The sequence below is a fragment of the Treponema sp. Marseille-Q4130 genome (assembly GCF_014334325.1).
Taxonomy (GTDB): Bacteria; Spirochaetota; Spirochaetia; order Treponematales; family Treponemataceae; genus Treponema_D.
Map to the genome: position 1 here is coordinate 206,345 of NZ_JACSET010000002.1, position 25,484 is coordinate 231,828.

24 protein-coding genes are annotated in these 25,484 nt (G+C 50.5%); 1 reads left to right on the plus strand and 23 read right to left on the minus strand.

What is annotated here, in order from left to right; genetic code table 11:
* The 13 genes from H9I36_RS02840 to H9I36_RS02900 form a co-directional block, all read right to left on the minus strand.
* Entirely contained in the window at positions 1-1,290 is a 1,290-nt protein-coding gene (locus tag H9I36_RS02840; protein WP_187383880.1) for a 3-isopropylmalate dehydratase large subunit, read from the minus strand.
* 88 nt (positions 1,291-1,378) lie between these two features.
* Positions 1,379-1,582, minus strand: a complete 204-nt coding sequence (locus H9I36_RS02845) for a heavy-metal-associated domain-containing protein (RefSeq protein ID WP_187383881.1) — start codon at positions 1,580-1,582, stop codon at positions 1,379-1,381.
* Between the two features lie 167 nt (positions 1,583-1,749).
* The gene (locus tag H9I36_RS02850; RefSeq protein ID WP_187383882.1) at positions 1,750-2,859 is read right to left on the minus strand and encodes a glycosyltransferase; all 1,110 of its coding nucleotides are present in this window, start codon (positions 2,857-2,859) and stop codon (positions 1,750-1,752) included.
* 11 nt (positions 2,860-2,870) lie between these two features.
* Positions 2,871-3,497 carry a DUF2147 domain-containing protein gene (locus H9I36_RS02855; protein WP_187383883.1) on the minus strand — a complete coding sequence of 209 codons (627 nt, stop codon included), beginning with the start codon at positions 3,495-3,497 and terminating at the stop codon, positions 2,871-2,873.
* 25 nt (positions 3,498-3,522) lie between these two features.
* On the minus strand, positions 3,523-4,158 hold the full coding sequence (locus H9I36_RS02860) for a D-sedoheptulose-7-phosphate isomerase (RefSeq protein WP_187383884.1): 636 nt from the start codon (positions 4,156-4,158) through the stop codon (positions 3,523-3,525).
* A gap of 101 nt (positions 4,159-4,259) precedes the next feature.
* On the minus strand, positions 4,260-5,318 hold the full coding sequence (locus H9I36_RS02865) for a glycosyltransferase family 4 protein (RefSeq protein ID WP_187383885.1): 1,059 nt from the start codon (positions 5,316-5,318) through the stop codon (positions 4,260-4,262).
* Between the two features lie 3 nt (positions 5,319-5,321).
* Positions 5,322-7,157, minus strand: a complete 1,836-nt coding sequence (locus H9I36_RS02870) for a 2-aminoethylphosphonate aminotransferase (RefSeq protein WP_187383886.1) — start codon at positions 7,155-7,157, stop codon at positions 5,322-5,324.
* Complete coding sequence (gene aepY, locus H9I36_RS02875; protein ID WP_187383887.1) at positions 7,154-8,287, minus strand: phosphonopyruvate decarboxylase; 1,134 nt, start codon at positions 8,285-8,287, stop codon at positions 7,154-7,156. Before aepY ends, H9I36_RS02870 begins: the two co-directional genes overlap by 4 nt.
* 15 nt (positions 8,288-8,302) lie before the next feature.
* Complete coding sequence (gene aepX, locus H9I36_RS02880) at positions 8,303-9,604, minus strand: phosphoenolpyruvate mutase (RefSeq protein WP_187383888.1); 1,302 nt, start codon at positions 9,602-9,604, stop codon at positions 8,303-8,305.
* A gap of 39 nt (positions 9,605-9,643) precedes the next feature.
* The gene (locus tag H9I36_RS02885) at positions 9,644-10,534 is read right to left on the minus strand and encodes a phosphocholine cytidylyltransferase family protein (RefSeq protein ID WP_187383889.1); all 891 of its coding nucleotides are present in this window, start codon (positions 10,532-10,534) and stop codon (positions 9,644-9,646) included.
* The gene (locus H9I36_RS02890) at positions 10,531-12,114 is read right to left on the minus strand and encodes an ABC transporter permease subunit (protein ID WP_187383890.1); all 1,584 of its coding nucleotides are present in this window, start codon (positions 12,112-12,114) and stop codon (positions 10,531-10,533) included. The genes H9I36_RS02885 and H9I36_RS02890 overlap by 4 nt, the downstream gene beginning before the upstream one ends.
* 1 nt (position 12,115) lies before the next feature.
* A complete protein-coding gene (locus tag H9I36_RS02895) occupies positions 12,116-12,892 on the minus strand; it encodes an ABC transporter ATP-binding protein (RefSeq protein ID WP_187383891.1) in 777 nt (258 codons plus the stop codon).
* Complete coding sequence (locus tag H9I36_RS02900) at positions 12,880-13,863, minus strand: extracellular solute-binding protein (RefSeq protein ID WP_187383892.1); 984 nt, start codon at positions 13,861-13,863, stop codon at positions 12,880-12,882. The genes H9I36_RS02895 and H9I36_RS02900 overlap by 13 nt, the downstream gene beginning before the upstream one ends.
* Before the next feature lie 83 nt (positions 13,864-13,946).
* Here H9I36_RS02900 and H9I36_RS02905 point away from each other — a divergent pair, with 83 nt between their 5' ends.
* Positions 13,947-15,302, plus strand: a complete 1,356-nt coding sequence (locus H9I36_RS02905) for an MATE family efflux transporter (RefSeq protein ID WP_187383893.1) — start codon at positions 13,947-13,949, stop codon at positions 15,300-15,302.
* Between the two features lie 160 nt (positions 15,303-15,462).
* Here the strand turns inward: H9I36_RS02905 and ulaA are convergent, their stop codons facing one another.
* The 10 genes from ulaA to ptsP form a co-directional block, all read right to left on the minus strand.
* Complete coding sequence (ulaA, locus tag H9I36_RS02910) at positions 15,463-16,731, minus strand: PTS ascorbate transporter subunit IIC (RefSeq protein WP_187383894.1); 1,269 nt, start codon at positions 16,729-16,731, stop codon at positions 15,463-15,465.
* Between the two features lie 102 nt (positions 16,732-16,833).
* The gene (locus tag H9I36_RS02915; protein ID WP_021495724.1) at positions 16,834-17,118 is read right to left on the minus strand and encodes a PTS sugar transporter subunit IIB; all 285 of its coding nucleotides are present in this window, start codon (positions 17,116-17,118) and stop codon (positions 16,834-16,836) included.
* Positions 17,119-17,245: 127 nt separating this feature from the next.
* Complete coding sequence (locus tag H9I36_RS02920; protein ID WP_187383895.1) at positions 17,246-18,454, minus strand: phosphopentomutase; 1,209 nt, start codon at positions 18,452-18,454, stop codon at positions 17,246-17,248.
* Between the two features lie 2 nt (positions 18,455-18,456).
* On the minus strand, positions 18,457-19,623 hold the full coding sequence (locus tag H9I36_RS02925) for a YhfX family PLP-dependent enzyme (protein ID WP_187383896.1): 1,167 nt from the start codon (positions 19,621-19,623) through the stop codon (positions 18,457-18,459).
* Between the two features lie 26 nt (positions 19,624-19,649).
* Complete coding sequence (locus H9I36_RS02930) at positions 19,650-20,753, minus strand: aminotransferase class V-fold PLP-dependent enzyme (protein ID WP_187383897.1); 1,104 nt, start codon at positions 20,751-20,753, stop codon at positions 19,650-19,652.
* Positions 20,753-21,643: a phosphotriesterase family protein gene (locus H9I36_RS02935; RefSeq protein ID WP_187383898.1), complete on the minus strand. Its 891-nt coding sequence runs from the start codon at positions 21,641-21,643 to the stop codon at positions 20,753-20,755. Before H9I36_RS02935 ends, H9I36_RS02930 begins: the two co-directional genes overlap by 1 nt.
* A gap of 88 nt (positions 21,644-21,731) precedes the next feature.
* Positions 21,732-23,054 (minus strand): YhfT family protein, encoded by a 1,323-nt coding sequence (locus H9I36_RS02940; protein WP_187383899.1) that lies wholly within the window; start codon positions 23,052-23,054, stop codon positions 21,732-21,734.
* 36 nt (positions 23,055-23,090) lie between these two features.
* Positions 23,091-23,462 (minus strand): DUF2620 family protein, encoded by a 372-nt coding sequence (locus H9I36_RS02945; protein ID WP_187383900.1) that lies wholly within the window; start codon positions 23,460-23,462, stop codon positions 23,091-23,093.
* A gap of 12 nt (positions 23,463-23,474) precedes the next feature.
* Positions 23,475-23,834, minus strand: coding sequence for a PRD domain-containing protein (locus H9I36_RS02950; protein ID WP_187383901.1), 360 nt, complete (start codon positions 23,832-23,834; stop codon positions 23,475-23,477).
* A gap of 2 nt (positions 23,835-23,836) precedes the next feature.
* Positions 23,837-25,480, minus strand: a complete 1,644-nt coding sequence (ptsP, locus tag H9I36_RS02955; RefSeq protein ID WP_187383902.1) for a phosphoenolpyruvate--protein phosphotransferase — start codon at positions 25,478-25,480, stop codon at positions 23,837-23,839.
* Positions 25,481-25,484: the final 4 nt, after the last annotated feature.

Genomic DNA, 25,484 nt, shown 5'->3' on the forward strand with positions numbered 1-25,484 from the left:
TCATACCTCCTGATAAAGCGATGAATTGCATATCGTGCCGGCGATTGCCGTTGCGCTCGCCGTTGCGGGACTCATCAAGTGAACCATGCCGCCTTTTCCCATTCTGCCGTTGAAATTGCGGTTCGTCGTGGACGCACACACTTCTCCTTCTGCGAGCACGCCGTTCGACATGCCCAGGCACGCGCCGCAGGTCGGATTCGTAACGCAAAATCCTGAGTCCATAAAGATATCGATGATGCCTTCTTTGAGCGCCGTTTTGTACGTTTTCGGAGTTGCAGGGCTTACGATGGCGCGCACGCCTTCGGCTATGCGTTTTCCTTTCAGTACTTCCGCCGCAATGCGGAGATCCGATATGCGTCCGTTCGTGCAGCTGCCGATATAGACTTGATCGACTTTCGTGCCTTTCATATCGCACACGTTTTTGACCTGGTCGGGTTTGTAGCCGACGGTACACACGGGCTCGATTTCACTGCAGTCGATCGATATCGTTTTTTCGTATTCGGCGTCCGCATCGCTTGTCCACTTGGAGTAGTCGGCGAGGGCGGCTTCTTTCGACGGATAATCGTCTTTAATAAATTCCCAAAGGTAGTCGACCGTGTGCATATCCGGAGCGCAGATGCCCGATGTGCCGCCTGCTTCGACCGCCATATTGCACAGCGTCATGCGCTCTTCCATGCCGAAGCCCTCGATGACGGGACCGATGAATTCCATAACGCGGTCGGTCGCACCGTTTACGCCGATTTTTGCGATGATCGAAAGGATGACATCTTTGGCAAAAACGCCCGGACGGAGTTTTCCGTTTAATATAAATTTAATCGATTTCGGTTCGCGGAATGCGCACACGCCTTTTAATATACCGACTTCGATGTCGGTCGTGCCGACTCCCGCGGCAAACGCGCCGAACGCGCCGTGCGTACAGGTGTGCGAATCGCCCATGATGACGGTAAAGCCCGGACGTACAAAGCCGCTTTCCGGAAAGATCGCATGACATACGCCGTTTCGACCGATGTCGAAAAAGTCTTTGATATGCTGCCGGTGCGCCCAATCGCGCAGTATTTTTCCTTGTGTCGCCGTTTTACTGTCTTTTGCAGGGGTGACGTGATCGATGACCGCTTTGATTTTGTCGCTGTCGAATACGCTGTCTTTTCCGCGTTCGATCAAATCGGTGATCGCGATGGGGGTCGTGATTTCGTGACAAAATACGCGGTCGAGTTTCAATACGGATGTACCCGAAAACGGCGTGTCGAGCCGGTGCGCATCGAATATTTTTTGTGCTATTGTTTTGCCCATGCTGCTGTGCTCCTAAAATATTTTTAGTATTACTAAATAATTACAGCATAGCTAAAACCGATATGAAGGTCAAGAACGTTGCAAAACGCTAATCGAGAACATCGATACCGAGCGCCGAAATGGCAGCGTTGATCGCAGACAATACGCCATCATCGGCGTAATCGACAAGCACTTGCGCCTTCTCGGGAGAAGCCGTAACGCTTGTGACGCCGCTTACTGCACGGACGGCATTTTCAACTTTTTTCGCAGTATCGCCGTCAAACATACCGGCAACGTAAATCTTTTTTTGCATTATATGCTCCACATTCTACTTATCGTCTTCGAAATCATTATAAAGTAAAATAGGCGGCATTTCAAGCGTTGGTATTCGTTTTTTTACAGAGAGCGATTTTCATTTTCCGGTATTGACCAAGTCGATAAGACGCCGTACAGAGCGTATGCTGCGATATTATCTGCGCGCTATTGTACCTCTTCCCGCGCCCGCTTGGCGGCCGCTTTGAACTCGCGGATAAAGCGCTCTTCGGAAAAGGCGGCCGCGTGCCGTGCGATTGTTTCGCTTTTAAATGTACCCTTTTTATCGAGCGTTTCAAAGCGTTCGATCGCCTCTTTCGCGGAGTCTGCCGTCTGCTCCGAAAAAAAGACGCCGGTTTTTCCGTCTTTGACCGTTTCGCACGCGCCGCCTTTTCCGTAGGCGATGACCGGCCTCCCGCACGCCTGCGCTTCAAGCGGTACGATGCCGAAATCTTCTTCCGCGCAAAAGATGAGCGCTTTGCAGTTTTGCAGATATGCGCACAGTTTTTCATCGCTTATCCTGCCGGTAAACGTGATGTTTTTTGCGCCCGACGCACGTTTTTTTAAGCTTTTTTCTTCCGAGCCCGAACCGATAACGACGAGATTTTTTCCGAGCGCTTTGCATGCGTCTACGGCTATATCGATTCGCTTATACGGAACGAGGCGCGAAAATGCGACGTAATAATCGAGTGAAGGATTTTTTACGGGCGTAAATTTTTCGAGATGCACGGGCGGATAGATGACTTCGGAATCCCGCTTCCAAAATTTTTCGATTCGCCGCGCGATGTATTTCGAATTGGCGATCAGCGTGTCGATCCGCTGGCTCGAAATATAATCCCACTCTCGGATTTCGTGCATCCACTTGTCCATAAAAAAGCGGGTAAGGCGGCCGCTTCGCTTTCGATAATCGAAAAAGAGATCCCACGCGTAGCGCATCGGCGTGTGCACGTATGCGATATGAGGAACGTCCGGCGGCGTGATGACGCCTTTTGCGCACGATGAGGACGAGCAGATGACGAGATCGTAGTTTGAAAAGTCAAACGATTCGAAGGCTTTCGGCATAAACTTCAAAAGTTTTGTGTACAGGCGGGAAGCGAAGGGAAGATGCTGCATCGGGCTTGTAAGGATTTTATTATTTTTAAAATGATTTCCGATTTTGCGTTTGTCGTATACGAGCGTAAAGATATCGGCATCGGGGTAAATTTTTAAAATCGATTCGACGACCGATTCCGCTCCTCCGTAATTGACAAGCCAGTCATGTACGATCGCAACTTTCACGCTTTTTCTCCTTAACGTATGCTTGACGCTTCGACCTTTGTCGCCGCCGGCCACAGCTGTGTTATGCCGATGCCGATGCCGCGAAGCGAACCGCGCATTTTTATATAATCGCGTTTATACCGTTTTCCGTCCGCTTTACAAAACGTAATTTTGCAGCGAAAGCAATTTCCGTCGTCGGGGTTTATGATATAGCCTCTCTTCCATCGACCCGTTCCCGCATTTTTAAGACCGTAAATCCACGTCGGACCGAACATCGGTTTTTTGTCGAGTTTGCCTTTTTCGGGAAAATCGGGATAGGGACCTCGTGCGCGGAAAGCGATGCTTTCGTTCGTCGCGCCCTTTGCCGAAAGGATGACGCCGTACAATATGCCGTCCTTTACGAACATGTGCCAGCCGCACAACGCTTCTCCCGTCCGCTGATTTGTCGCGATCCAATAGCCTTCGACGGGATCGCTTCCTTCGTACTCTCTGTCGATCGGAATATTTCGGTCAAAGGCGGACGCATCGTCATCCGAATCGAAAGGTTCGGCATAACCGGGCGCCGATTCGTAGTAATTGTACGGTTTGGGGGAAGCCGCGTATGTGAATCCCGCACAGAGTACCATGACAAGGACGACGGCAATTTTTTTTGCGTACATAAAAATCTCCTCGTACGATACACAACTAGTCGGCAAAAAAATACGCTTCGATCTGCAGGCAGAGCGCGTGATATACCGGCAAGTGCAGTTCTTGAATTTTATACGTTTCGTTTTCCGGCACGACGATCGCAGCGTCCGACAGGGACACTAGCTTTCCACCCGTTTTGCCGGAAAGCGCGATCGTTTTCATCCCTTTTGCCTTTGCGACGACCGCCGCATAGATGACGTTTTTTGCATTTCCGCTCGTTGAAATGCCTAAAAAAACGTCGCCCGCTTTGCCGTAACCGTTAAGCTGCTGCGCAAAAAGCGCGTTGCCGTCGACGTCGTTTAAACTTGCCGTCATCACAGCGGCTTGATTTGCGAGGGAAATCGCGGGAAGCGAGCCTTCGAGTTTATCCGAAAGATATGCGCCCGCTTCGGCGTCGATCGCGCTGAGCGCGTCGATAAACGATTTTTCGATCCGGCGTTTTTTTACAAAACTTTTTAATAATTCTCCGCAGATGTGATCGCTGTCGGCGGCGCTTCCGCCGTTTCCCGCGATGACGAGCTTTCCGCCGTTTTTATAGCAGGTTTTGATGAACTCGTATGCGAGGCGTATGTCTTTTTCGCATACCGAAAGAGAAGGGTATCGCGACAATAAAACGGAAATATAATCTATCATAAAATCGATTGTATCGCATCGAGAACGAAAAAACAATCGCCGCATTATGCATTCGATATCGTTGTACCGAGGCAGTCCGTATTCCGTGCGCGCATCGGCGGCTATGCGCGGTAAAAATCGAGGGCGGCCAATATGATGTCGGCGGATTTTTTATATGAATAGCGATCGGGAAGGGGCGGAAGCGGTCTCTCATCATTTGCGCAGATGACGAGCTTTTCGGCCAAATCGTCCGAATCGCCTGATTTAAAAAAGACGACTGGAAATCCCTCGTATATCTCTTTGAACACCGGGATATCCGATATGAGCGCTTTCGTGCCGAGCGAAAGCGCTTCGAGAGGCGGGAGTCCGAAACCTTCATAGAGCGAAGGCTGAACGAGCAGCGTCGATGTCCGATAGAGTTCCGAAAGTTCGGTATCCGAAATGCGCCCCGTAAAACGAACAGCGCTTTCGGGAAGCGAGGCGATTTCCTGTGCAATCGTGGTGTCGCGCGTTCGAAAATTATCGGCATTTCCTGCAATGACGAGCGGCATATCGAAGCCTGTTTTCCGCGCTTTTTTCAGTGCTGCAAGCAAAACGGAAAGCCCCTTGTGTTTTTTTATATTGCCGACAAAGAGCAACTGTCTGATTTTGTGTACGGTTTGAGAAGGTTTTGAAGAAAACCATAGGGGAAGAGCGTTGTATGCGACGACGATCGACAGGTTTTTACAGTCGAGCGTCGCTCTGATACGATCTTTCGAAAATTCCGAAACGGTAAAGACTGCACGGGATCTGTCGACGGCGCGTTGATAAAAGTATTTCCGCACAGCTGTCCCCGCTTTCGATGCAAGGCCGGGAACGTCGAGAAAGACGACGTCGTGGATCGTCGAAAAAACGGGGATTTCGATACCGGACGGAATATTGCAATAGGGCGTATAGTACACGTCACACGAATTGATTTTTTTGCGCAATTCGCACGGAAAGGCAAAGCGTTCGGCAAGCGAAAACGTTTTGACGCGGCATTCGGCGGTTTCCGCATTTTCGTATTTTGCGAACGGAGCGATCGCTTCGGTATCTCCGAAAATGAAACATTCGTTTTTTTCCAAAAAGTACGGCAAAAGAGATGCGATATAAGTGCCGATTCCGCCCGAACCGAGCATGCGCGCATCGACGGCGATTTTCATCGATCAACAAACTCCTATGGAATGCATGTATTCACGCAGCAGGACGGTAAATCGCTCCATCTCTTCGGGCCGTATGTCGCCCATATTTGCGATGCGGAACGTATCGATGTTTCCGAGTTTTCCGGGATAGATCGTAAAACCGGCTTTTTTCGCGTGATCGTGCAGGGCGGTAAAACTATACTCGCTCGTTTCGGGGATAAGGATAGCGGTGATAAAATGCGACTGCAGTTCCGCTTTTACGAGCATCTTTAAACCGATTTCTTCGAGCGCTTTCGTCAGTATGTTCCAACACGCAGTATAGCGCTCGAAGCGCTTTTCGATCGTTTCCTGTTTCGTTTCGATGATCGCTTGGCGCAGCGCGTAAAAAGTCTGTACCGGAGGCGTAAAGCGCGTCTGCTTCGTTTCGAGAAAATAGCGGTACTGATCGTAGAGGTTGAAATAATAATTCCGCATCGGCCAGTCTTTTTGCTTTTCAAGTTCCGATTTTTTTGCGACGACAAAACCGATGCCTGCCATACCCTGAATGTGTTTGTTCGACGTGCACGTCATAAAATCGATTCCGAGCTTTTCGAGATCCATCGGCATGCCGCCGTATGCGCTTACCGCATCGACGAGGGTGATCATACCGTACTTTTTTGCGAGCGGGCACAGAATATCGAGTCGATTTAACAATCCCGTCGTCGTTTCGTGGTAGACGATCGCGAGCGCCGCATAGTTTTCCGACTGAAAAGCGTTTTCGAGTTTTTGCGTATCGAGGGCTTCGTACGTCGAACTTTTAAACACCGTCATATCGATATCGTATATCTTTGCGATCTTCGCGAGTCGCTCTCCGTAAGAGCCGTTGTCGACGACGAGCAGTTTGCCTCCCGGCGGCACGCACGAAGAGATCATCGCTTCGTCGGCTCCGGTGCCGGAACAGCCGAACATGACGGTCGCGTACGAGTCTTCTTTTGCGACAAATCTCGTGAGCTCTTTCGAGCACCACTCCATGAGTTCTCCGAATTCGCTCTCGCGCGGGCAGATATCGCTTACGACTTGCGCGTATTTTACGCTGTCGGTCGTCGTCGAAGGCCCCGGGTTCAAGAGCACTTCGCGCCGGATATTTTGCAGCTCTTCGTTTTCGGCGATGCGCGGCCATATCGTTTCGATCGCACGGGTGAACATCGCTTCGTCGTCGATCTCCGTCCACGCATAATACTGCACGGTGCGCACATAGACCGGCGTTTGCTGTGCAACAGCTTTAAGCACCTGTTCGTAATCGATTTTTATATGTGCCGGAAAATCTTTTCGGTAGTACACCGTCATTTCATCGAGCGTTTTTTTGCCGAGTTTTGTGATGCCGACGAGTTCGCCTGCGACGGAGGAAATTTCGCTTCGATTTTTGCTCACGCTTTTGAGCACGCCGTTTTCGTCGGTTTCGAGGTACACTTCATCTTTGCTGTTCGTCGGGCCTGATGCGAGGATGACGTTTTCGCGCGCATCGTTTGCGAGCACTTTTAATCCGACGGCGTCGTAGATGAGATCGCTTTCGAGCAGAAAAAAATCTCCGGTAACGAGCGGCGCGCACACTTCAAGCGTTCCCATGCTGCTCGTTTTCGCGTAATCGTCGTTCCGTACCGTCACGATGCACGGGTATTTTTTTGCGAGCCGGTCGTACCATTCGCTGCAGTGTCCCGTACCGATGATGATGCGTTCGACGCCGTTTGCGATGAGTTTCCGCACCGAACGCTCGACGATCGCCTCTCCTTCGATTTCGATAAACCCTTTCGGCATCGCTTCCGTCCGTCCGCCGAAGCGCGAGCCCAATCCTCCCGCAACGATAACCGCTTCTTTGATCATACATTCCTCCGTAGGACTTCCATAAACGCTTTTTTATTTTCCCGAGGCGATGTCGTCGGCCGTCCCAAATCCGCTCTCGCACCTTTTCGTATCTTTACTTCGATAAACGCCGTCTTTTTTTCGGAGAGCGCATTTGCCAGGGCGGCTTCGAGCGAAGCGGCATCCTCTACCGAATACGTATGCACGTAGCCGCAGGCTTTTGCAATTCCGGGAAGATCGATTTTTAAACCGACCGTCGGTTGACCTCCGACCGAATCGTGGGCGCCGTTGTTGAGGACGACGTGTATCATATTATCCGGCTTTCGCACGCCGATCGTCGCAAGTCCGCCCATCTGCATGATAGCCGCTCCGTCGCCGTCGAGACAGATGACGAGCCGATCCTTTTTTTGCATGGCGATCGAAAGCGCGATTTGCGACGCGTGCCCCATGCTGCCGACGGTGAGAAAATCGTTCGCGCCGCTCATGCCGTGTTTAACGCGGAGCTCGAAGAGTTCGCGAGATGCCATGCCCGTCGTAGAGACGAAGACCGCATCTTTCGGAGAATGCAGCACGATACGCTCTATTGCGTCTTCCCGCGTCATCTCCGCATCGGAAGAAGTTTTATTTTTGAGCGCGTAAGGCGCAAACGTATCTTTTTTTACGACAAAGGCAAAGGGCGCCGACGCTTTTTCCGTACATGCGTAACAGTAATCGATTTGCTTATTAAGTTCGTCTTCGCTTTCCGCCGTGACGACGTAGGGGATGCGCATGGCATCGAGCAGGGCGAACGTCACTTTGCCCTGTTTTATATGTTGGGGCTCGTCGTGGACGGCCGGCATACCCCTCCATCCGATGAGGAGGACGAGCGGCACGGAATAGACGTCGCTGTCCGCGAGGGATAAAAGCGGGTTGACCGCATTGCCGAGTCCCGAATTCTGCATATAGACGACGGGCGTCTTTCCCGTCGCCAAGTGATAGCCCGACGCGAGCGCAAGCGCACAACCTTCGTTTGCCGCGATGATGTGTTTGTCTTCGGGAGCCGTGTCCGTCACATAGGCGCAAAAATTTTTTAAAAGCGAATCGGGTACTCCGGTAAAAAAATCGGAGCCGCGCTTTTGCAAAAGATCGTAAAAATATTCCGGTCGAATCATAGGTACCGCCTTAAGTTATTTTGTTCCGGGGATGAGTTCGAGTATCTGCTTGATCGGCATGCACAGTTCGTTCGCTTCGAGGGAACGCTCCGAGAGCAAAATCGTTTCCGCGCATTTTTTCATCGCGGGGTAAGCCGCACGCAGCATGTGGTTCGCATAGATGACTATATTTGCACCCCAAGAGGCGAGCTCGGTTTCGGTAAACTGATTGTACGTCGTCGGAACGAGCACGAGCGGAATGCTCTTGTATTCTTTCCGAAACTTTTCGCAAAATGTTCGAATATCTTCTCCCGATTTGTCTTTGCTGTGGATCATAATACCGTCGGCTCCGGCTGCAACGCTCGCAAAGGCTTTTGCAAGCGCTTCGTCGACCGAACGGCCTGCGATGATCTCTTCGATGCGCGCGATGATCATAAAATCCTTTGTCACCTGCGCTTTTTTTCCTTCGCTGATTTTATGGCAGAACTCTTCTTCGGTCGCGAGCTCTTGCTTTACGTCCGTCCCGAACAGCGAATTTTTTTTGAGACCGACTTTGTCTTCGATGATGACCGCCGAAACGCCGTTCCGTTCGAGCGTGCGCACCGTAAACACGAAGTGCTCCGTGATGCCGCCCGTGTCCCCGTCGTAGATGATCGGCTTTGTCGTGCATTCGAGGATGTCGGTGAGACTCTGCAGCCGCGTCGTCAAATCGACCGCTTCTATGTCGGGTTTGCCTTTGTCCGTCGAATCGGTGAGGCTCGACGACCACATGCCGTCGAAGCGGTGGATGCCGTCGTCTTTCGTCACTTCGGCGTTTTCGACGATGAGTCCGCTCAAACCCGAATGCGCTTCCATGATGCGCACGACGGGCTTTGCGGCGATGAGGCGGCGGAGACTTTTTAAGCGGATATCGGGCGTCGTTCCGATCGTCTTTGCGCCTTCGACGAGGGCGGTCGAATTGATTCCTTGCGTATACGGGATTTCGATCACTTCGCCGCCCCATGCTTTCATCGCTTCGAACACTTCATCTCGTATTTTGCTTAAGTAATTCGATTTCCAATCGTCACCGTGAATTATATAGTCCGGTTTGTATTTTATTAAATTCGGCACGTAGCTCCACGCTTCCTGCGGCACGACGCGCGAAACGCCTTTGATGCTTTCGACGACCGCTTTGCGCTGTTCGTACGTTAAATAGGGCAGGCGCTTGTGCGAGACGATAGCCGAATCGGTGAGCAATCCGACGATGAGCTCTCCTCTCTTTGCGCCTTCGTTGATGATATTGATGATGCCGGGATGGATGATGTCGCCCGTTATGCCCAGATATACCGTTTTACTCATATATGCTCCTTGTACGCTCCTTGCTTTTCTTAATAATTTTTAACAATACGCCGCATCGATCGATTTGAGTTCCGGAAACGTGTCGATTTCGATTATATCGTTTTTGACACATTCGCGGATGCGCACGTTGTAGTCTTTGAGACGATATTCGAGCGGCACTTGATCCCAATAGCGCTCTTTGCCGCCCGGCATATCGTAGACGGCACGGATGTCGCGCGAAAGCCGTTTTCCGTCTTCTTCGTTCCAATATGAAATACCTATCATCTGCCAGCAGCGTACGCCGCCGACCGAAAGGCGCGAAATGCAGCCGTTCCGCTCGTAAAAACACCAATCGTCGGTTTTGTCGGTTTGAAAGGCGAGATAATTCGTGTGGTATTGGTACTTTGAAATGAGGCCGGGCTTTTGCAAAATCAAATCGGCTTCGCAGACATAGGCGTTTTCAAAATGTCCTGAGGCGGCGACCATCGACGAAATATTGTTTTCTTCGTTGTAACGCGGATTTTCGATAAAGCGGATCGACGGATAGCTTTGCTTGAGTTCTTCGAACTGCTCTCCCCGGTAGCCGCGTATGACGTATATTTCGGTGATGCCGGCGGCGGTAAGCGCGTCGAGCAGCGAATCGATGATGCGCTTGCCGTGTACGCGCACGAGCGGTTTCGGCGTGCTGAGCGTGACCGGTGCGAGACGCGAGCTGAATCCTGCGGCTATGATGACGGCACGCTTGACGCGGTACGGTTCGAGCGAAAGATTTCCTTTTTCGGTCGGCTCGCCTTTTTCGTCGATACAGCCGAGCGCTTTCAATTCCGCAACGGTTTTATTGACCAGTCCGAGCGACTTTCCGAGCGCGTGCGCAGTGTCGCGCTGCGTCGGATGCCCTTTTGCTTGGGCAAAAAACGAAAGGACGTCGAATTGATTTTTAGTGAGACTCATGCCGCATCTCTTTGCGCGACGATTTTTTTGTATCGTATGACAAGCGCTTTTATTAAAAGATTTACCGCGAGGATACACAGCGAAACGACGCCCGCGCATTCGAAAAGCATTTGGCTTTCAAACGACGGGATCATAAGCGATAGCGGCTGATTCGCCGTCGTCGCGAGAAAGGAAACCGCACTTATCGTCATCATCGAATTGACGAAAAAATACATCGCCATTTCGGCGACGGTGCTTTTCGCCTGCGGCAAAATGACGTCGACGATGATTTTTGTACGCGGAATATCCATCGTACTTCCGATGATTTCCAAATTCGGATTCAGCTTTCCGAGCGTATTATACATCATGAGGTACGGAGAAGAAAAAAAGTGAATCATATTGACCATGATGAGGATCGCAAAGGTACCGTATAAAAAGCTTCCCTTAAAAAAGAGAACGTATGAAAGACCGAGGACGAGACCCGGTATCGCAAGCGTGAGTATGGCGCACAAATGCAGCGGCTTTGAAATCTTCGAGCGCGTTCTGACCGTCAAATACGAGAGGATGCACGCACTAAGGGAGCCGAGAAGCGAAACGAAAGACGATATGAGCAGGGAATTGGCGAGATAGGTTCCGGTGTTCATCGAAAACGCGCGTTTGAAATTATCGAAAGTCGGCTGCATCGCGATCGGATATTTTTGAACGATGCTGATGAGTAAAAACGACGCGGCAGGCAAAACGATGACCGCTCCCGTAAGGGCACACAACGCGAACGCAACGGTTTCGGCGATCGGATTGTCGATGCGTTTAAAGGGACGGATACCGAACGACGACGACGCTTTGTCGCGATTTATCGTATCGAGGATAAAAGCGATAACAGCGGGAACGAGCAGTACCGCGCCGATGACGCTGCCTTTGCCGAAATCGAGGAGGCCGATGACGTCTTCATACATCATCACGGGCAGGGTAATGCACCTGCCTCCGATCATGAGCGGTACGCCGTAATCGGTAACGATGAGCGTAAAAACCGTAAATACGACCGAGATGAGCGGCTTTCTGATATACGGTACAAAGAGCGCGGTAAACTGTTTCGCTTTCGGGATGCCGAGTATGTCCGCGGCTTCGTAGGGGCGCGAGTCTTCGTAGCGTATGATATCCGCCGTCATAATATACGCTACGGGAAACGAATACAGCACGGATCCCGCGACGATACCGCCGAAGCCGTAGATCGGATGCGGAAGGCGCAAAAGATTCGTGAGAATACCGTTCCGGCCGAGCAAAATGACGAGTCCCATACCCGTGCTGATCGACGGGATGAGCATCGGGATGAGAAACAAAAAAGTCCACACGTGCCGGCCTTTACCGTTTATGCGCTCCGTACAAAACGCGAGTACGATACCCAAAACGACGGAGATACACGTTGCGGCGAGAGAAGCGGAGAGCGAATTGCGCACCGCGGATAAAAAGCGTCCCGAACGGACGACGGAGAGGACGTCGGTTCCCGCCATACACGCGAACATACGGGAAAGCGGGAAAAAAACGGCGAACAGAAAAAACACGATGAGCAGCAGTTTCGCCGCCGTAAGCTTTTGCACGCGCATGTCAGTTCCTCGTCGCAAACGGCAAAAGCGAATCGATTTTTATTTGGATATTGCGCTTGACAAAGCGTTCGACGTAGTCGTTCGCCGGCTTTCGTATGATCGCTTCGGGCGTATCGAGCTGTTGAATCGAGCCTTGATACATAACCATAATGCGGTCGCTCATCGCAAAGGCTTCTTCCTGATCGTGCGTCACGTAAATCATCGTCGAGCCGAATTCGCTTTGAATACTTTTCAAATCGGCGCGGAGCGAAAGCCTTGTGTCGACATCGAGCGCCGACATCGGTTCGTCGAAGAGTATGACATCGGGGTTCAGCGCGAGCGTGCGCGCGATGGCGATCCGCTGCTGCTGTCCGCCGGAGAGTTTGTTCGGCTTTTTGTACAATTCGTTTTCAAGCCCGAAGCGGCATAAAAGCGTTCGCGCTTTTTCTTCCGCGCCGCTTTTCGTACTCTTTCGAATTTTGAGCGCATAGCTCACGTTGTCGAGTGCGTTCATATTTTCAAAAAGCGCGTAGTTTTGGAAAACGATTCCCATTTTGCGCTTTGCCGGCGGAAAATTCGTTATGTCTTCTCCGTCTTTTAAAATCGAACCGGTATCGGGGGCGACAAGCCCGATGATAATGCGCAGCAGCGTCGTTTTACCGCAGCCGGACGGGCCGAGTATCGATAAAAATTCTCCGTCGCGCACCGTAAAATCGATGTGGTGGAGAACGGGCGTTTCCGACGAAAACGCTTTCGAAAGGTTTTGTATTTCGAGTTTGGTTTTTGTCAATGCTGCCATTTTGCGAGCAGACGCTCCTTTTCTTCCTGCGTATTGCTTCTCATATCGGCATAGGGGATATGCTCCGGGAAATTTTTTACGGTAAAATCCCTGTCCGTATAGATCTTTTCCGGAACAAATCGTTCTTTGTCTTTCGGACTTACGGTATCTTCGATATAGCGGTACACTTCCATGACGGCCGATTTCGTTTCTTTGCCCTTGATGACGCCCATACCGTAGAGGCAGTACGGAGCGCCTTCGTCAAAAAACACGATGCTGAGATCGGCTCCCTTGTTGATCTCTTCGACCGCCTGTGCGATCATGCCGAGTCCGACGGCGGCTTCTCCCTGTACGAGCGCGTTTACAGGGCCGGAACCGGAAGACGTAAACTGGAGGATGTTTTCGGCAAGATCGTCGAAGTATGCAAGAGCCTTTTCTTCGCCCCACGCGTTGACGAGACTTTTTAAAAACATATAGCCCGTTCCCGAACTTTTCGGATTCGGCATCGATATGAATCCCTTAAACTCGGGTGCGAGCAGATCGCCGTAGGATTTCGGCACGGGAAGCTTTTTTTCCGCGATGAGTTTATTGTTCAATATGATGCAGCCGCCGTTGCGGTAGTCCGGCTCGATCCTGCTCCCGTCGCGAAAGAGCGTATCGGGAAGGTATTTCGACGTATCGTATGCGATTTCCGCAAAGCAGTCCCACGCTTTTTCCGCATAGCCGTAATCGATGTCGTAACTGATATCGCATGCGGTACTGTTTCCTTCAGCGATGAGTTTTGCCATCTGATTGCCGCTCGGCATATACTGCACGTCGATAACATACTGCGGAAACTTTTCGCGGAGCGCACCTGCGATATACGCGTTGCGGTATTCTTCGGCGCTCGAAAAAACGGTGATCTTTTGAGCGCTTTTGCTGCAGCCTGTAAACGATGCGATCAAAAAAGCTGCGCATAAAACGTACCGGATAAAAGTAAAACGCTTGTTCATATTTCAATATCCTAGTAGAAAATATGAACAAAGTCAAGGGAAGCGCATTGTGCATTTTCCGAAAGCGGATTATACTGATTTTTATGAACATCGACCGGAACCGCTACTATGAAAAAATGACTGCAACGCCCGCGTCGCGTCTTGTGCTTTCGCTCGGTTTTCCGACGACGGTCAGCATGCTCGTCACCAATATCTATAACGTGGCCGATACGTTTTTCGTAGGCCTCGTCGGTACGAGCGCGTCCGCCGCGGTCGGCGTCGTATTCGGTTTGCAGGCTATCTTTCAAGCGGTCGGTTTTATGCACGGACACGGAGCGGGAAGCAATATCGCGCGGCACCTCGGAAAAAAGGAAGTCGACGAAGCGTCGGTTTACGCGTCGACGAGTTTTTTTCTCGCGCTCGCGGCGGGACTGCTTTTTATCGCCCTCGGCTTTTTATGCATCGATCCGCTGTGCCGCCTTTTCGGAAGTACCGATACGATTTTGCCCTATGCGCGCGAATACGCATTTTGGATTTTCCTTGCGGCACCCGCGATGACCGTCGGCTGCGTGACGAACAATATTTTGCGTTATGAGGGCAGGGCGGCTCTTGCGATGATCGGACTTGTCAGCGGCGGGATCATCAATATCTTTCTCGACTGGCTTATGGTGTGCGTATTTCACAGAGGCGTTTCGGGTGCGGGTTTTGCAACGATGATAAGTCAATATATCTCCGTCGTTATTTTGATATCCATGTTTTTGAGCGGAAAGACGCAGAGCCGCCTTTCCGTAAAAGCGCTTTCGAAAACGTCGCGCGAAATCTGTTTCGACATTTGGAGAGTCGGCTCTCCGAGTTTGACGCGGCAGGGGCTGCACAGCGTTTCCGCAATGGTACTCAACAACTGCGCGGCCGTGTGGGGAGATGCGGCGGTCGCCGCTATGGCGATTGTCGGAAAACTTTCCAATTTTTTATTTTGTGTAGCCGTCGGCATCGGGCAGGGATTTCAGCCCGTATCCGCGTTCAACTACGGAGCCGGAAAATACAGCCGCGTGCGTACTGCTTTTTTTACCGCCGCCGTTATGGGAACGATTTTTTTGTCCGCGTTCGGCCTTGCAGCTTTTATATTCGCACCCGAGCTTGTCCGCTCCATGCGGAACGATGAAAAAGTCGTCGCGATCGGAGCTTTTGCGCTCCGTGCCGCATGCGCTTCTCTTCCTTTCGTACCTCTGTCGATCGTCGGCGAAATGCTTTTTCAGTCGACGGGCTTTGCGGGAAAAGCACTCCTTATATCTTCGCTTCGAAGCGGCGTCCTCTTCGTTCCGATCGTTATCGTATGCTCAGTGACGATGGAATTGTTCGGTCTTGAAATATCGCAGAGCGCGGCGAACGTGCTTGCGTGTTTTTTATCGCTTCCGGTTATCGTACGGTTTTTAAAACGACTTCCCGAAGATGAGGAGTAAGAGAACGCAAGCGAACCGAAATGTATCGTGCAGGCGAATGAGAGCAAGATGTAAAAATGCGGCAGGCGTTGTTACCGTGCGCCGATAAAAGCAAGCGGGGCTGTCTCAAAAGTCGTTTACTTTTTCGACAGCCCCAGCGTTATTCACATGATACCGATGATCAGTGGAAAATATTGATAATTCCGCCTAAGACGATACCGACCAGACAGAAGTCCGCGTCGCTGAACGTCGTACTGACAAAACCGAGATTTCCAAGCAGCGGCATGAGTATGATCGGCAGGAATGTAATCAACAGGCCGTGTATAAACGAACCGAAAAAGCAGCCCCTGCGTCCGCCGGTCGCGTTGCCGAAAACGCCGGCCGAAGCGCCGCAGAAAAAGTGGGGAACGACGCCGGGAATGATGATCGGCAGTTTAAACACGATGCACAGCAGCATTCCCAAGACACCGCCCAAAAAGCTCGACAAAAATCCGATGAGAACCGCGTTCGGTGCATAGGGGAATACGACGGGGCAGTCCAAAGCAGGTTTTGCATTCGGTACGAGTTTTTGCGAAATACCGGTAAATGCCGGAACGATTTCTCCGAGGATTAAGCGGACGCCCGACAAAACGATATATACGCCGCCTGCAAAAGTGATGGATTGCAAAATCGAAAATACGATAAAGTTTTGTCCGCCGCTTTCATTGGTTTGTACGTATTCGGGTCCTGCGACGATGGCCGAGATGATAAAGATAAGTCCCATCGTTACGGAAATCGCAACGGGCGTATCGCGGAAAAATCCGAGCCACTTGGGAAATTGAATTTCTTCGGTTGATTTCGAATCTTTACCGACGAGTTTGCCGATGTATGCAGACGTCATATAGCCGAAGATACCGAAGTGTCCGAATGCGATATCGTTCGTTCCGGTGATTTTCCGCATAACGGGCTGCGCCCACGCGGGGAAAACGGCCATGACAAAACCCAAAATCAACGAGCCGACTAAGATAAGCAGCCAGCCGCTTAATCCGCCGACGGAAAGGATGACGGCAATTAAAATTGCCATGTAAATGGTATGATGTCCCGTTAAGAATATGTATTTCAGCGGCGTAAAGCGGGCGATGAGAATATTTACCACCATGCCGAAAAACATGATGAGCGCCATTTCGGAACCCATCGACTTTTGCGCGATGGACACGATGGCTTCATTGTTCGGAACAATTCCTTGTATATGGAAGCCATACTGAAACATACCCGAAAAATGGCCTAAGGCGCCGACGATCACCGATGCACCGGCTCCAAGCACCAAAAATCCCAAAATACTTTTGATAAAGCCTTTTACGCATTCCGACGCATCTTTTTTTTGGATCAATAAGCCGATTAAAGCTACCAATCCGACGAGCACGGCGGGAACGCTCAATACGTCATTCATCAAAAAACGAAAAAATCCCATCTTTTCCTCCTACGGAGAGATTTTACGGCGGCACTGCAATGAGCGGGAGTTATAACCGGCGGCGGCGCCGTATCGCCGATTAAAACTCTTTCGATCGGCAATTCAGATAACCTTCATCTCTTTGAGCTTTTCGACGAGTTTGCTTTTCATATATTCTTTGTCGATCATATTGTCCAAAGAGATTATCTCGCCTTTAAATCCGATAAATTGATTGGTGATATCGCGGGTACCCATATAGATATCCGCCTGCATACCTTTTGCGGAGCTTAAATCGGTGTGCTCAACTTCAATATCCGAAAGCCCCAATTCTTTCAAAATATTTTTTATGTTGATTTCCATCATAAAGCTGCTGCCCAAACCGCTTCCGCATACCACGAGAATTTTCATTCTTCCTCCCATAAAGCCAATTAAACGGCGAGATAAAAACGCCGGCAGTCTTTTTGCCGTTTTTTATCATCCTCATATTATTATCGTATATACGATACACCGGAATTGCAAATTTCGCAATCTTTTTCTATACGAGATACGACAGATAGCTTTCTCCCGCTTCGGGCTTTTCTGCTGAAAAGAATTCCGCTGCCGTCGCGGCGGTATCCGCCATCGTTTTTCTGACGCCGATATTGACCGCGCGCACACCTTGTTTGTATATCAAAAGCGGGACGTATTCCCGCGTGTGCTGCGAATGTCCGATCGTCGGGTCGTTTCCGTGGTCGGCCGTTACGACGAGTATATCGTCTTCTTTCAACAGCCGGATGATTTTTCCGATATAGCCGTCGACGATACCGAGAACTTCGGCGTAGCGTTCGGGATTTTGCGCGTGTCCTGCGAGGTCGGTTTCCTGCACGTTGACGCAGATAAAACCGTGATCGCATAAGGATATCTGCTCCGTCGTTACATCCAAAATCGTTTTCGTGTCGACGAGGTTCAAAAAACTTTTTCCCGAAGCGTTGGCTACGATATCGGCAACTTTACCGATGAGTATACACGGAATATTTTTTTTGCCGAGCAAAAACGGCAGCTGCACTTCCGGCACGACGCCGTACCCCAAATGGCGCACCATATAGCCTTCTTCGTACACGAGCGATTTCGGCGCATCGATACCGATATATTTTCCTTCCCGTTCCGTTTCCGCAGCGAGGATCGATTCCGTCGTCGCCTTCGTTCCGCCGAACACGATGACCCGTTCGACTTCGACGACGTTCCGCACGATCTGTGCGATTTCCAATTCTTTTTCAAACGATATATTTCGGAAGCTTGTCGTCACATTGTATACTTGTCCGGGATCCGTTTCGAGGTTATCGGCGACGGCGACGCAATCGTCTACCCATAAATATTCGGCATTTTGTTTTCGGCGGATTACCGAATGCCCCGCAGCTTTTAAAGCCGCTTCCACTTGATCGATATAAAACGAAAACGGCTTCATAAGCGGTTTTTGCGTGCGCGTACCCATGATCTCCTGATGTCCCAAAAAGGTATCGCCGCCGTAATGCTGCAGTCTTGATTTCCCGAATACCGCATCTCCATTCATCTTCATCTTTTTGTAATCACAGCCGAGCGCGTTCATTAAACCGAGCCGCTCGAAATGCGGTAAGTACAGATCGGGAACGCTGTCCAAAATATGACGGCACGTATTAGCTCCGTAATCGCGCGGCCGCACTTGCAGCACGTCGTCCATATAGCCGACCCCGTAACTGTCTATCACTAAAACGATAAATCGCGCCATTATCAATCACCTTCTTTTTTTATACCCTGTCCCGTATACACGCCGATAATCGACGGAGCATCGCTTTGAATGCCCCCAACCAAAACGATATCCGATCTCGTGACGAACATCTGTGTGCGAAAACACGCGAGCACCGTCTTTCCGATACTTTGCCGCGAAGGCGTTTCCAAATAGTAATCGATGTTTCCTGCGGGAAATGCCGATACGTTTTGTATCGCGAGTGTGCCGTCTCCGTCTTCGATGAGCGCGTGCTGAAAGTGCCCGCGAGGATAAAAACCGCCGCCGTAAAAGTACGATTTGTTTTTAAATGTATGGGAGATTTCCGATACGTATACGTATGCCGGTATTTCCGCCGAATCGTCGTGCACGTTAAACGGCGTCGTGCCCGTCAGCGCGTGTCCCGGTTCTCCGTGCGTACCGCCCGATTCTTTTATCAGCGGTACGGTTCGCACGCTCGTCACGGACGGCATATTCATCTGTTCGATCGGTATGCCGAATCGCGATTCGATATAGGTTTTTGCTTCCGTCAAATCTTCGATGTTTTTCGTCCGTTCGACGCTTTGCGTTCGCTCATCGTATAAAAAACACGGAAACGACGTTAAGCCTGAGAGCTTTACCCCTTTGTACGTTTGTATTTTTTTTATTAATTCTTCCAGTTCGCTCACAGTGCATCCCGCTTCCTGTCCCGCGTATATATTCGATCTTTTTCCGACAATGCGGAGCATGATATTTTGTATTCGGTGCGCTTGAAGCGCGGCATCGGAAATCTCTTTCGCTTTTTCTGCGGAATAGACCGTAATCGCTTCAGGGGCATAGTTTACGATATCGTTTACCGCAGCTTTCGGGATCTGCACGAGGTGACCGACGTGCCCGAGTTTTACGCCGTACTTCATCATCGTTTCCGCTTCTTTAAAATCGACTGCGACGCAGCCGTCGTAACCCAGCGCTTCCAGTTTTTGTGCTATATACGGATTTCGCCCGATCTGCTTTGTCATATAGTAGAGGCATACGCCGCATCGCTTCGCTTCATCCGCAATACGGCGCGCATTTTGCAAAAGCATATCGACATCGATGATATACGAATCGGGCAAAATCCTGCAATCTTTATGCAGCTTGTATGCCGCGCGTACGAGTTTTTGATTTCGCCGTATGAGCGTTTGTAAAAACATAGCCTTCCTTGATATTCCTTAAACCTTTAATCCGCCGTCGCAGCTTTATACGCTTCGTCTAAAATTCGAATGATCGTTTGCGCTCCGCTGCGGTTCGGATTTATCCTGATCATCGTATCGCGCAGTTCGGGATTTTTTTTCAAAAATGTTCCCGATACCCGATAAAACAGCGGCGGCACTTCGAATTTCGATTCCGCACCGACGGGATAGGGCAGTGCACCCAATCTTTCGGCGGCGGCCAATACCTTTTGTGCGACGGGTTTGTCGAATTCGACGAGCAGTACCTTTGACTGCGCGTTTGCTAAAAGACACTGCCGTACGTACGGAAATTTTTCGCGGTCGTTCAGTTCACGCAAGAGCCTGTCGTTTTGTTCCGCCTGAATCGCAAGGGCGACCGGAGCATATACCAACGAACGCAGCGCTTCCATGCTTTCGAAACCCTGCACTTGTCCGCCGCCCGAATAGTTGTACGCGCACACCGTGTCGATGAGCGATTTTTTTCCGACGAGGCAGCCTATGCCGACGGGCCCCAATAATTTGAAAAGCGAAAACGCGGACAGATCGGCACCGCATTCGCAGCCTATTTTTTCGGTTTTCATAACCGCATAATTATCGTCTACCAGTACGACCGTTTCTCGTTTTGCGTTTTTTATCAAATCGATTACGTGCTGCAGATCGTAGGCATCGTCGAGCGTTTGGCGCGTATGCTGCACGAGACAAAGCGCGATATCGTTTTCCCGGAGTTCGCGAAGGATGCTTTCATCGTCGTTGAAGTCTGCGCGTACGACGCGGAGCCCCATCGATGCGACGCTCACTTCCGTCGTCGGGTACATCGGTGCGCTGTGTACGAGGATGCAGTCCGACGGGTGCAGCGCGGACATGAGTCCCCAGCGGATCGCCTGCGTGCCCGCTCCCCGCGTCAACATACATGCTTCCGCATGGAAAAATTCGGCCAACACTTTTTCCGCAGTTTCGGTACACACGGGTTTATGAACGGCGGTATTGAGTCCCAAATCCCCTGTAGAAAGAAATTCGGAACCGCTGAAATGTTTTGTGATGATATCGACCAATGCAAATTGTTTTTCCATCGCGCCGCGCAGGCTGACGGATTCGAGCGGATATGCGCGCATCAGTGTTTGTCCTCTGTCTGTCCGTAAAATTTTTTCGGATTTTCTTTTAATATTTTTTCTATCGAACTCGCTTTGAATCCCGCACCGAGCAGATTTTTAATAAACGTGTCGAAAAGATAGCAATAGCCTATGCCGCCTTTGTGTTCCATATTCGACTTCCGCGTGATGTCCATCGAAAAAAATATGCGGTCGATTAAATTTCTTTTTTCGATTTCCTGCAGCATGGAGATACGGACGTCGTCCGGCATATAATTGTTTTTTCCGATCGTATCGAATTCGACGTATGCTCCCGATTCGAGTATTTTGAGTATATAGTCTATATCGCCGCTTAAATCGAGGTGTCCGATGCAAATGCGGCCGAGATCGACGTTTTGCTTTTTAAAAAGGGCGATCTGTTCCGCTCCGAGTTTTCCGAGCGTCGTGTGCGTCGTTATCGGGGTGCCCGTCTCTTTGTGCGCGATGATCGCAGCATTGAACACTTTTTTTTCGATATCGCTTATCGCATTTTCGCTTGAGCCGATTTCGCCGATGATGCTCGCTTTGATTTCCGTATCGTCGATACCCTCCGCGATTTCTTTGATCATGATACCGGCGATGTCGCGTTCGCTTTTTTCATAGATATACTCGGGCAAAAAAGGCTCTTTATAAAAGCCGGTAGCGCAGAGGATATTGATACCCGTTTCACAGGCGACGGAAGCGACATAGCGTACGTCTCTTCCCATGCCGATATTCGTAACTTCGGTTATATTTCGTACGCCTTTTGCATAGAGCTTTTTTAATTCGGCGACCGTCTCTTCCCTGCAGTCGAGCCGGCAGTCCGCATTGTTTTTTACCTTCGACAGATCGATATGAATGTGTTCGTGCATCAGCGTGTAACCGTCTGCAAGCATAAAAACCTCTTTCAATTTTCGTATATCGATGACACGGCAAGTTTTACGGCGCATCGGATCCGCAAAACTCGCCTATTAAATTATTAAATTATTTTGCGACGGGGAATAATCCTATCACGTGCAGAATGTTTACCAAAATACCCGTGCATATCGCGCCGACAGGTCCCACCGCCATCGTCGGTATCGGCTTTTTCGAATTCTGATTTAAGAAATACAAACCGATGACGAGGATGTATCCCATCGTCGGTGCGATGGCGTTTGCGGCGATCATACCGCCGACGAGGAGCGCCAAATCCAACACTTTCGACATGGCCGTCCGCGTATTGTCTCCCAAATCCTTTAATCCGGGCGATTTATCCATACCTTTTGCGATAACGTTGAGCAAGAGGATTTCGATGACCATGATCAGCGCGCCGATAAAGAAGGATCCGACCAGACCGACTATGCCGAAGTTGATGAGCAGGAGGGCGGGGACGTGCACGGCTTTCGTTCCGGCAGGCGAATAGACACCCGACATGATAGCGGTTGTCATGACGAGCGGTATAAAGCCGAGCATCCTTCCGAGCGCTACCATCGCGGCTTCCGTGTAATTTCCCTCTGCGGTCAAAGTCAGCGACGCGGGGCCTTCGGAAATCAAGAGTAGCGTCGTCGCAAGCGCTACGACGCCTCCGCTTATCGCAAGCAAAACGACGTTTTTACGTATGCGCGCGATATTGTCTTCGAACAGCGAAAACACTTTCGTCGCTTCTCCCGTTTTATCGGATTTGACGCGGGCGGCGACGACAAGCATCGCACAGATACCGAAGAGAAGAGCCATACCGTCCGCGTTGAGCGCGACCTTTACTCCGTTGACCGTAAATTTTCCGTAGAGAGAGGTAACGTGCTTGATGAGCATCGTCAATACGAGGACGACGGCTGCCGTTTTGACGCCCTTTTGGTAAGCGACGGCGATTGCGGGAAACACGCAAAACGAAATGATGATCAAATTTCCGACGCTGCTTAAATTGCTGGTAAAGTTGATGGGCATTTTTGCAAACAGATTCATGATCGCCTGCATACCGAAGAGCAGGAGTATGCCGTATGCGCAGCCGACCGCCGCCGACAAAATCATACCGCGTTTCGTATCGTTGAACGCCGTACCGATGATATCGCAGGCGAGCAGAATCGTATGCACGATGATGATTTTTCCCGTAATCGATGTCGGCAAGCCGAATCCGATAACGAGACCGAACGACAGTGCAAAACTTGTCGCAAAGAGACTCCGTCTGTCCATCGCTTTGTTCAAGTACTGAGGCAAGAGCGGTCTCAGTCCGTCGTGAAAGACGGCGATGCTTTGATTTGCCAAGAGGGACGAAAGTCCTCCCAAAGCCGCCATGACCAAAACGGTCAATACATTGATGTGAAAAATCATTTTCTTTTTCCTCCTGAAAGATTTTATTAAGTTTTTCTAGTTTTCTTTTTTCAGTATCGCTTGTACCAAAACCGGCAGTACCCGTTCCGCGTCGGTATTGACGAAACCGAATGCTTTTTTCCCGTCGTTGACCGCTTGCGCTATCTCTTCGTCGCTTAAAATTTTACCCGGAATGCTGAGCGAAACGCACCGGTCCGCTCCGAGCAAACCTATGGCCATAGCGAGCGCCGCTCCGGCTCCGGTAGCGCATGCGCCGACATAGTAATCGTACGCATTTGTTTTGACACCCATAGCAGCTTCGATATCGCCCTTTATGTCGACCGCAACCTCTTCGCCTCCGTACTGCGCGATGAGCTTTGCGATCAGCTGTTTATCCATCTGTCCGCCGACGGCGATCTTCTTTAGCATAATAACGCCTCCTTATTCGTCCATAAGTATTAATAAATTGGTGATAATAAAATACCGCTCCTGCATCGGGAATTCCGTTTTGAAGATATCGCGTTCGAGTTCTTCGGCGAGCGCTTTAGCCGCAGCGAAATTCTTTTCCAGTTCGATTTCTTTTATCATCGTATCGGAAACTTCGGTGATGCCTTCTCCTTTTTCGATTCTTGTGAGCGCCATCGCCAAATGCGTGACGAAGCGGCTGCCGTTTTCTTCGTTCAGCGAAATCCCGTATTTGGAATCCAAATGAGAAATCATTGTAACGATTTTTTCTTTTGTCGTCTCCGCGATGACTTTGTTTTCGGTCAGCAGCGACAATCTGTATATCAGATCTTCCATGATCATTCCTCTGTGTATTCCTCTATTGTTGCCGAAAGAATCGCTCTTTTGACTTTTTGTATGTTCGCCGGCGACATGCTGAAGCAGCGCAATCCCATATCGAGCAATTTTTTTGTAAAAGAAACGTCTCCCGCCATCTCTCCGCAGACGGAAACGTGTTTGCCGTATTTTTTGCCCGCCTCGATGACGTTTTGTATAAGACGCAATACGGCAGGATGCGATTCTCGGTAGAGGGCGCTTATCTTGTCGTTGCCCCTGTCCGCGGCGAGCGTGTACTGGGTCAAATCGTTCGAACCGATGCTGAAAAAATCGACGAGGGGAGCGAGCCGTTCCGCGATGAGGGCGGCAGCCGGCGTTTCGATCATGATGCCGATTTGCACGTCTTTACTGTAGGGAATGCGCCGGGCGTCCAAATCGCTTTTTATTTCCGAAACGATTTCGCAAACCCTTCGCACTTCCTCTTCTTCCGTGATCATCGGAAACATGATGTGCAGTTTTCCTTCCGTGCTTGAGCGAAAAAGCGCGCGCAGCTGCGTGTAAAAAAAATCTTTATTGTCCAAACAAAAACGTATGCCGCGCCAGCCTAAAAACGGATTTTCCTCTTTCGGCATCGCCAGGCACGGGTACTGTTTATCTCCGCCTATATCGAAGGTTCTGATCGTCACGGGCTTTCCGTGCATCGCTTTCAAAACGGCCGCATAGATTTTGTATTGACGCTCTTCCGACGGAATGCGATCCGGATTTTCATTTAAAATAAATTCGGTGCGGAACAAACCGATGCCGTCCGCGCGTTCCTGCAAAGCCCTTTCCGCTTCCGCTTCCGAACCGATATTCGCTTCGAGTTCTATAACCGTACCGTCGAGCGTCACGGCTCTCTTTTCCGTGAGCGTCTGCAAAGAACGCTTTTCCGCCTGCACTTCGGCGTATTTTTTTTCGTACGACCGTATCTTTTCTTCGTCCGGGTTTACGAACAGCGCTTTTCCGTCGATGATGACGGTATCGCCGTTTTCCGCTGTGCCGTAGGGGATATTCGAAAGCATCGGAATGCCGTTTGCACGCGCGATGATGGCCGCGTGAGATGTTCTGTTGCCCGTTTCGCAGACGATCCCCAAAAGGAGCGTTTTATCCAATTCGGCCATATCGACCGGCGTGACCGCATAGGCCGCCAAAACGGACGGTTCCGTCAAGCGCGGTGCTTGTGCCGTTTCGGGATCCGTGCAAAAGAGCAGCATCGAAAACAATTCGTTGAAGTCGTCCGCCCGTGCGCGAAGGTATTCGTCTTCCAAAGCGCTCATAGCTTCGACATATTCGTCGGCGGTGCGGGCGAGGGCGGCTTGCAGCGTATCGAAATCGTTTTTTATTTTTTCGACGACGTCGTTTTCGAGTTCGGGATCGTCCAAAATCGCGATATAGCTTTTTAAAATATCGGCCTGTGCCTTGTCCGAATCCGCATCGGCTTTGCGCATGAGCGCTTCGAGTTTTTGCCGGACGGTATTTTTTACGTTTTGAAATTGGGCGCATTCGGCGTCGATCGCATCAGCGCCTATCTTTTGCTCCGTATCCCGTTTTTTTCGGTGCGCCGATTTTACAATCCGTCCGATACACAAGCCGTCGGATAATACCGTTCCGTGCAATTCTTTATACATGCCG

Bases quoted from the DNA above. Each gene is read 5' to 3' on its own strand.
- H9I36_RS02940 (WP_187383899.1), bottom strand. From the start codon at position 23,054: ATGATTTTTCACATCAATGTATTGACCGTTTTGGTCATGGCGGCTTTG.
- H9I36_RS02920 (WP_187383895.1), bottom strand. From the start codon at position 18,454: ATGGCGCGATTTATCGTTTTAGTGATAGACAGTTACGGGGTCGGCTAT.
- H9I36_RS02930 (WP_187383897.1), bottom strand. From the start codon at position 20,753: ATGCGCGCATATCCGCTCGAATCCGTCAGCCTGCGCGGCGCGATGGAA.
- H9I36_RS02950 (WP_187383901.1), bottom strand. From the start codon at position 23,834: ATGGAAGATCTGATATACAGATTGTCGCTGCTGACCGAAAACAAAGTC.
- H9I36_RS02905 (WP_187383893.1), top strand. From the start codon at position 13,947: ATGAACATCGACCGGAACCGCTACTATGAAAAAATGACTGCAACGCCC.
- H9I36_RS02915 (WP_021495724.1), bottom strand. From the start codon at position 17,118: ATGAAAATTCTCGTGGTATGCGGAAGCGGTTTGGGCAGCAGCTTTATG.
- ptsP (WP_187383902.1), bottom strand. From the start codon at position 25,480: ATGTATAAAGAATTGCACGGAACGGTATTATCCGACGGCTTGTGTATC.
- H9I36_RS02935 (WP_187383898.1), bottom strand. From the start codon at position 21,643: ATGCTTGCAGACGGTTACACGCTGATGCACGAACACATTCATATCGAT.
- H9I36_RS02925 (WP_187383896.1), bottom strand. From the start codon at position 19,623: ATGTTTTTACAAACGCTCATACGGCGAAATCAAAAACTCGTACGCGCG.
- aepY (WP_187383887.1), bottom strand. From the start codon at position 8,287: ATGATTCGACCGGAATATTTTTACGATCTTTTGCAAAAGCGCGGCTCC.
- H9I36_RS02840 (WP_187383880.1), bottom strand. From the start codon at position 1,290: ATGGGCAAAACAATAGCACAAAAAATATTCGATGCGCACCGGCTCGAC.
- aepX (WP_187383888.1), bottom strand. From the start codon at position 9,604: ATGAGTAAAACGGTATATCTGGGCATAACGGGCGACATCATCCATCCC.
- H9I36_RS02870 (WP_187383886.1), bottom strand. From the start codon at position 7,157: ATGATCAAAGAAGCGGTTATCGTTGCGGGAGGATTGGGCTCGCGCTTC.
- H9I36_RS02855 (WP_187383883.1), bottom strand. From the start codon at position 3,497: ATGTACGCAAAAAAAATTGCCGTCGTCCTTGTCATGGTACTCTGTGCG.
- H9I36_RS02945 (WP_187383900.1), bottom strand. From the start codon at position 23,462: ATGCTAAAGAAGATCGCCGTCGGCGGACAGATGGATAAACAGCTGATC.
- H9I36_RS02860 (WP_187383884.1), bottom strand. From the start codon at position 4,158: ATGATAGATTATATTTCCGTTTTATTGTCGCGATACCCTTCTCTTTCG.
- H9I36_RS02890 (WP_187383890.1), bottom strand. From the start codon at position 12,114: ATGCGCGTGCAAAAGCTTACGGCGGCGAAACTGCTGCTCATCGTGTTT.
- H9I36_RS02885 (WP_187383889.1), bottom strand. From the start codon at position 10,534: ATGAGTCTCACTAAAAATCAATTCGACGTCCTTTCGTTTTTTGCCCAA.
- ulaA (WP_187383894.1), bottom strand. From the start codon at position 16,731: ATGGGATTTTTTCGTTTTTTGATGAATGACGTATTGAGCGTTCCCGCC.
- H9I36_RS02845 (WP_187383881.1), bottom strand. From the start codon at position 1,582: ATGCAAAAAAAGATTTACGTTGCCGGTATGTTTGACGGCGATACTGCG.
- H9I36_RS02865 (WP_187383885.1), bottom strand. From the start codon at position 5,318: ATGAAAATCGCCGTCGATGCGCGCATGCTCGGTTCGGGCGGAATCGGC.
- H9I36_RS02900 (WP_187383892.1), bottom strand. From the start codon at position 13,863: ATGAACAAGCGTTTTACTTTTATCCGGTACGTTTTATGCGCAGCTTTT.
- H9I36_RS02895 (WP_187383891.1), bottom strand. From the start codon at position 12,892: ATGGCAGCATTGACAAAAACCAAACTCGAAATACAAAACCTTTCGAAA.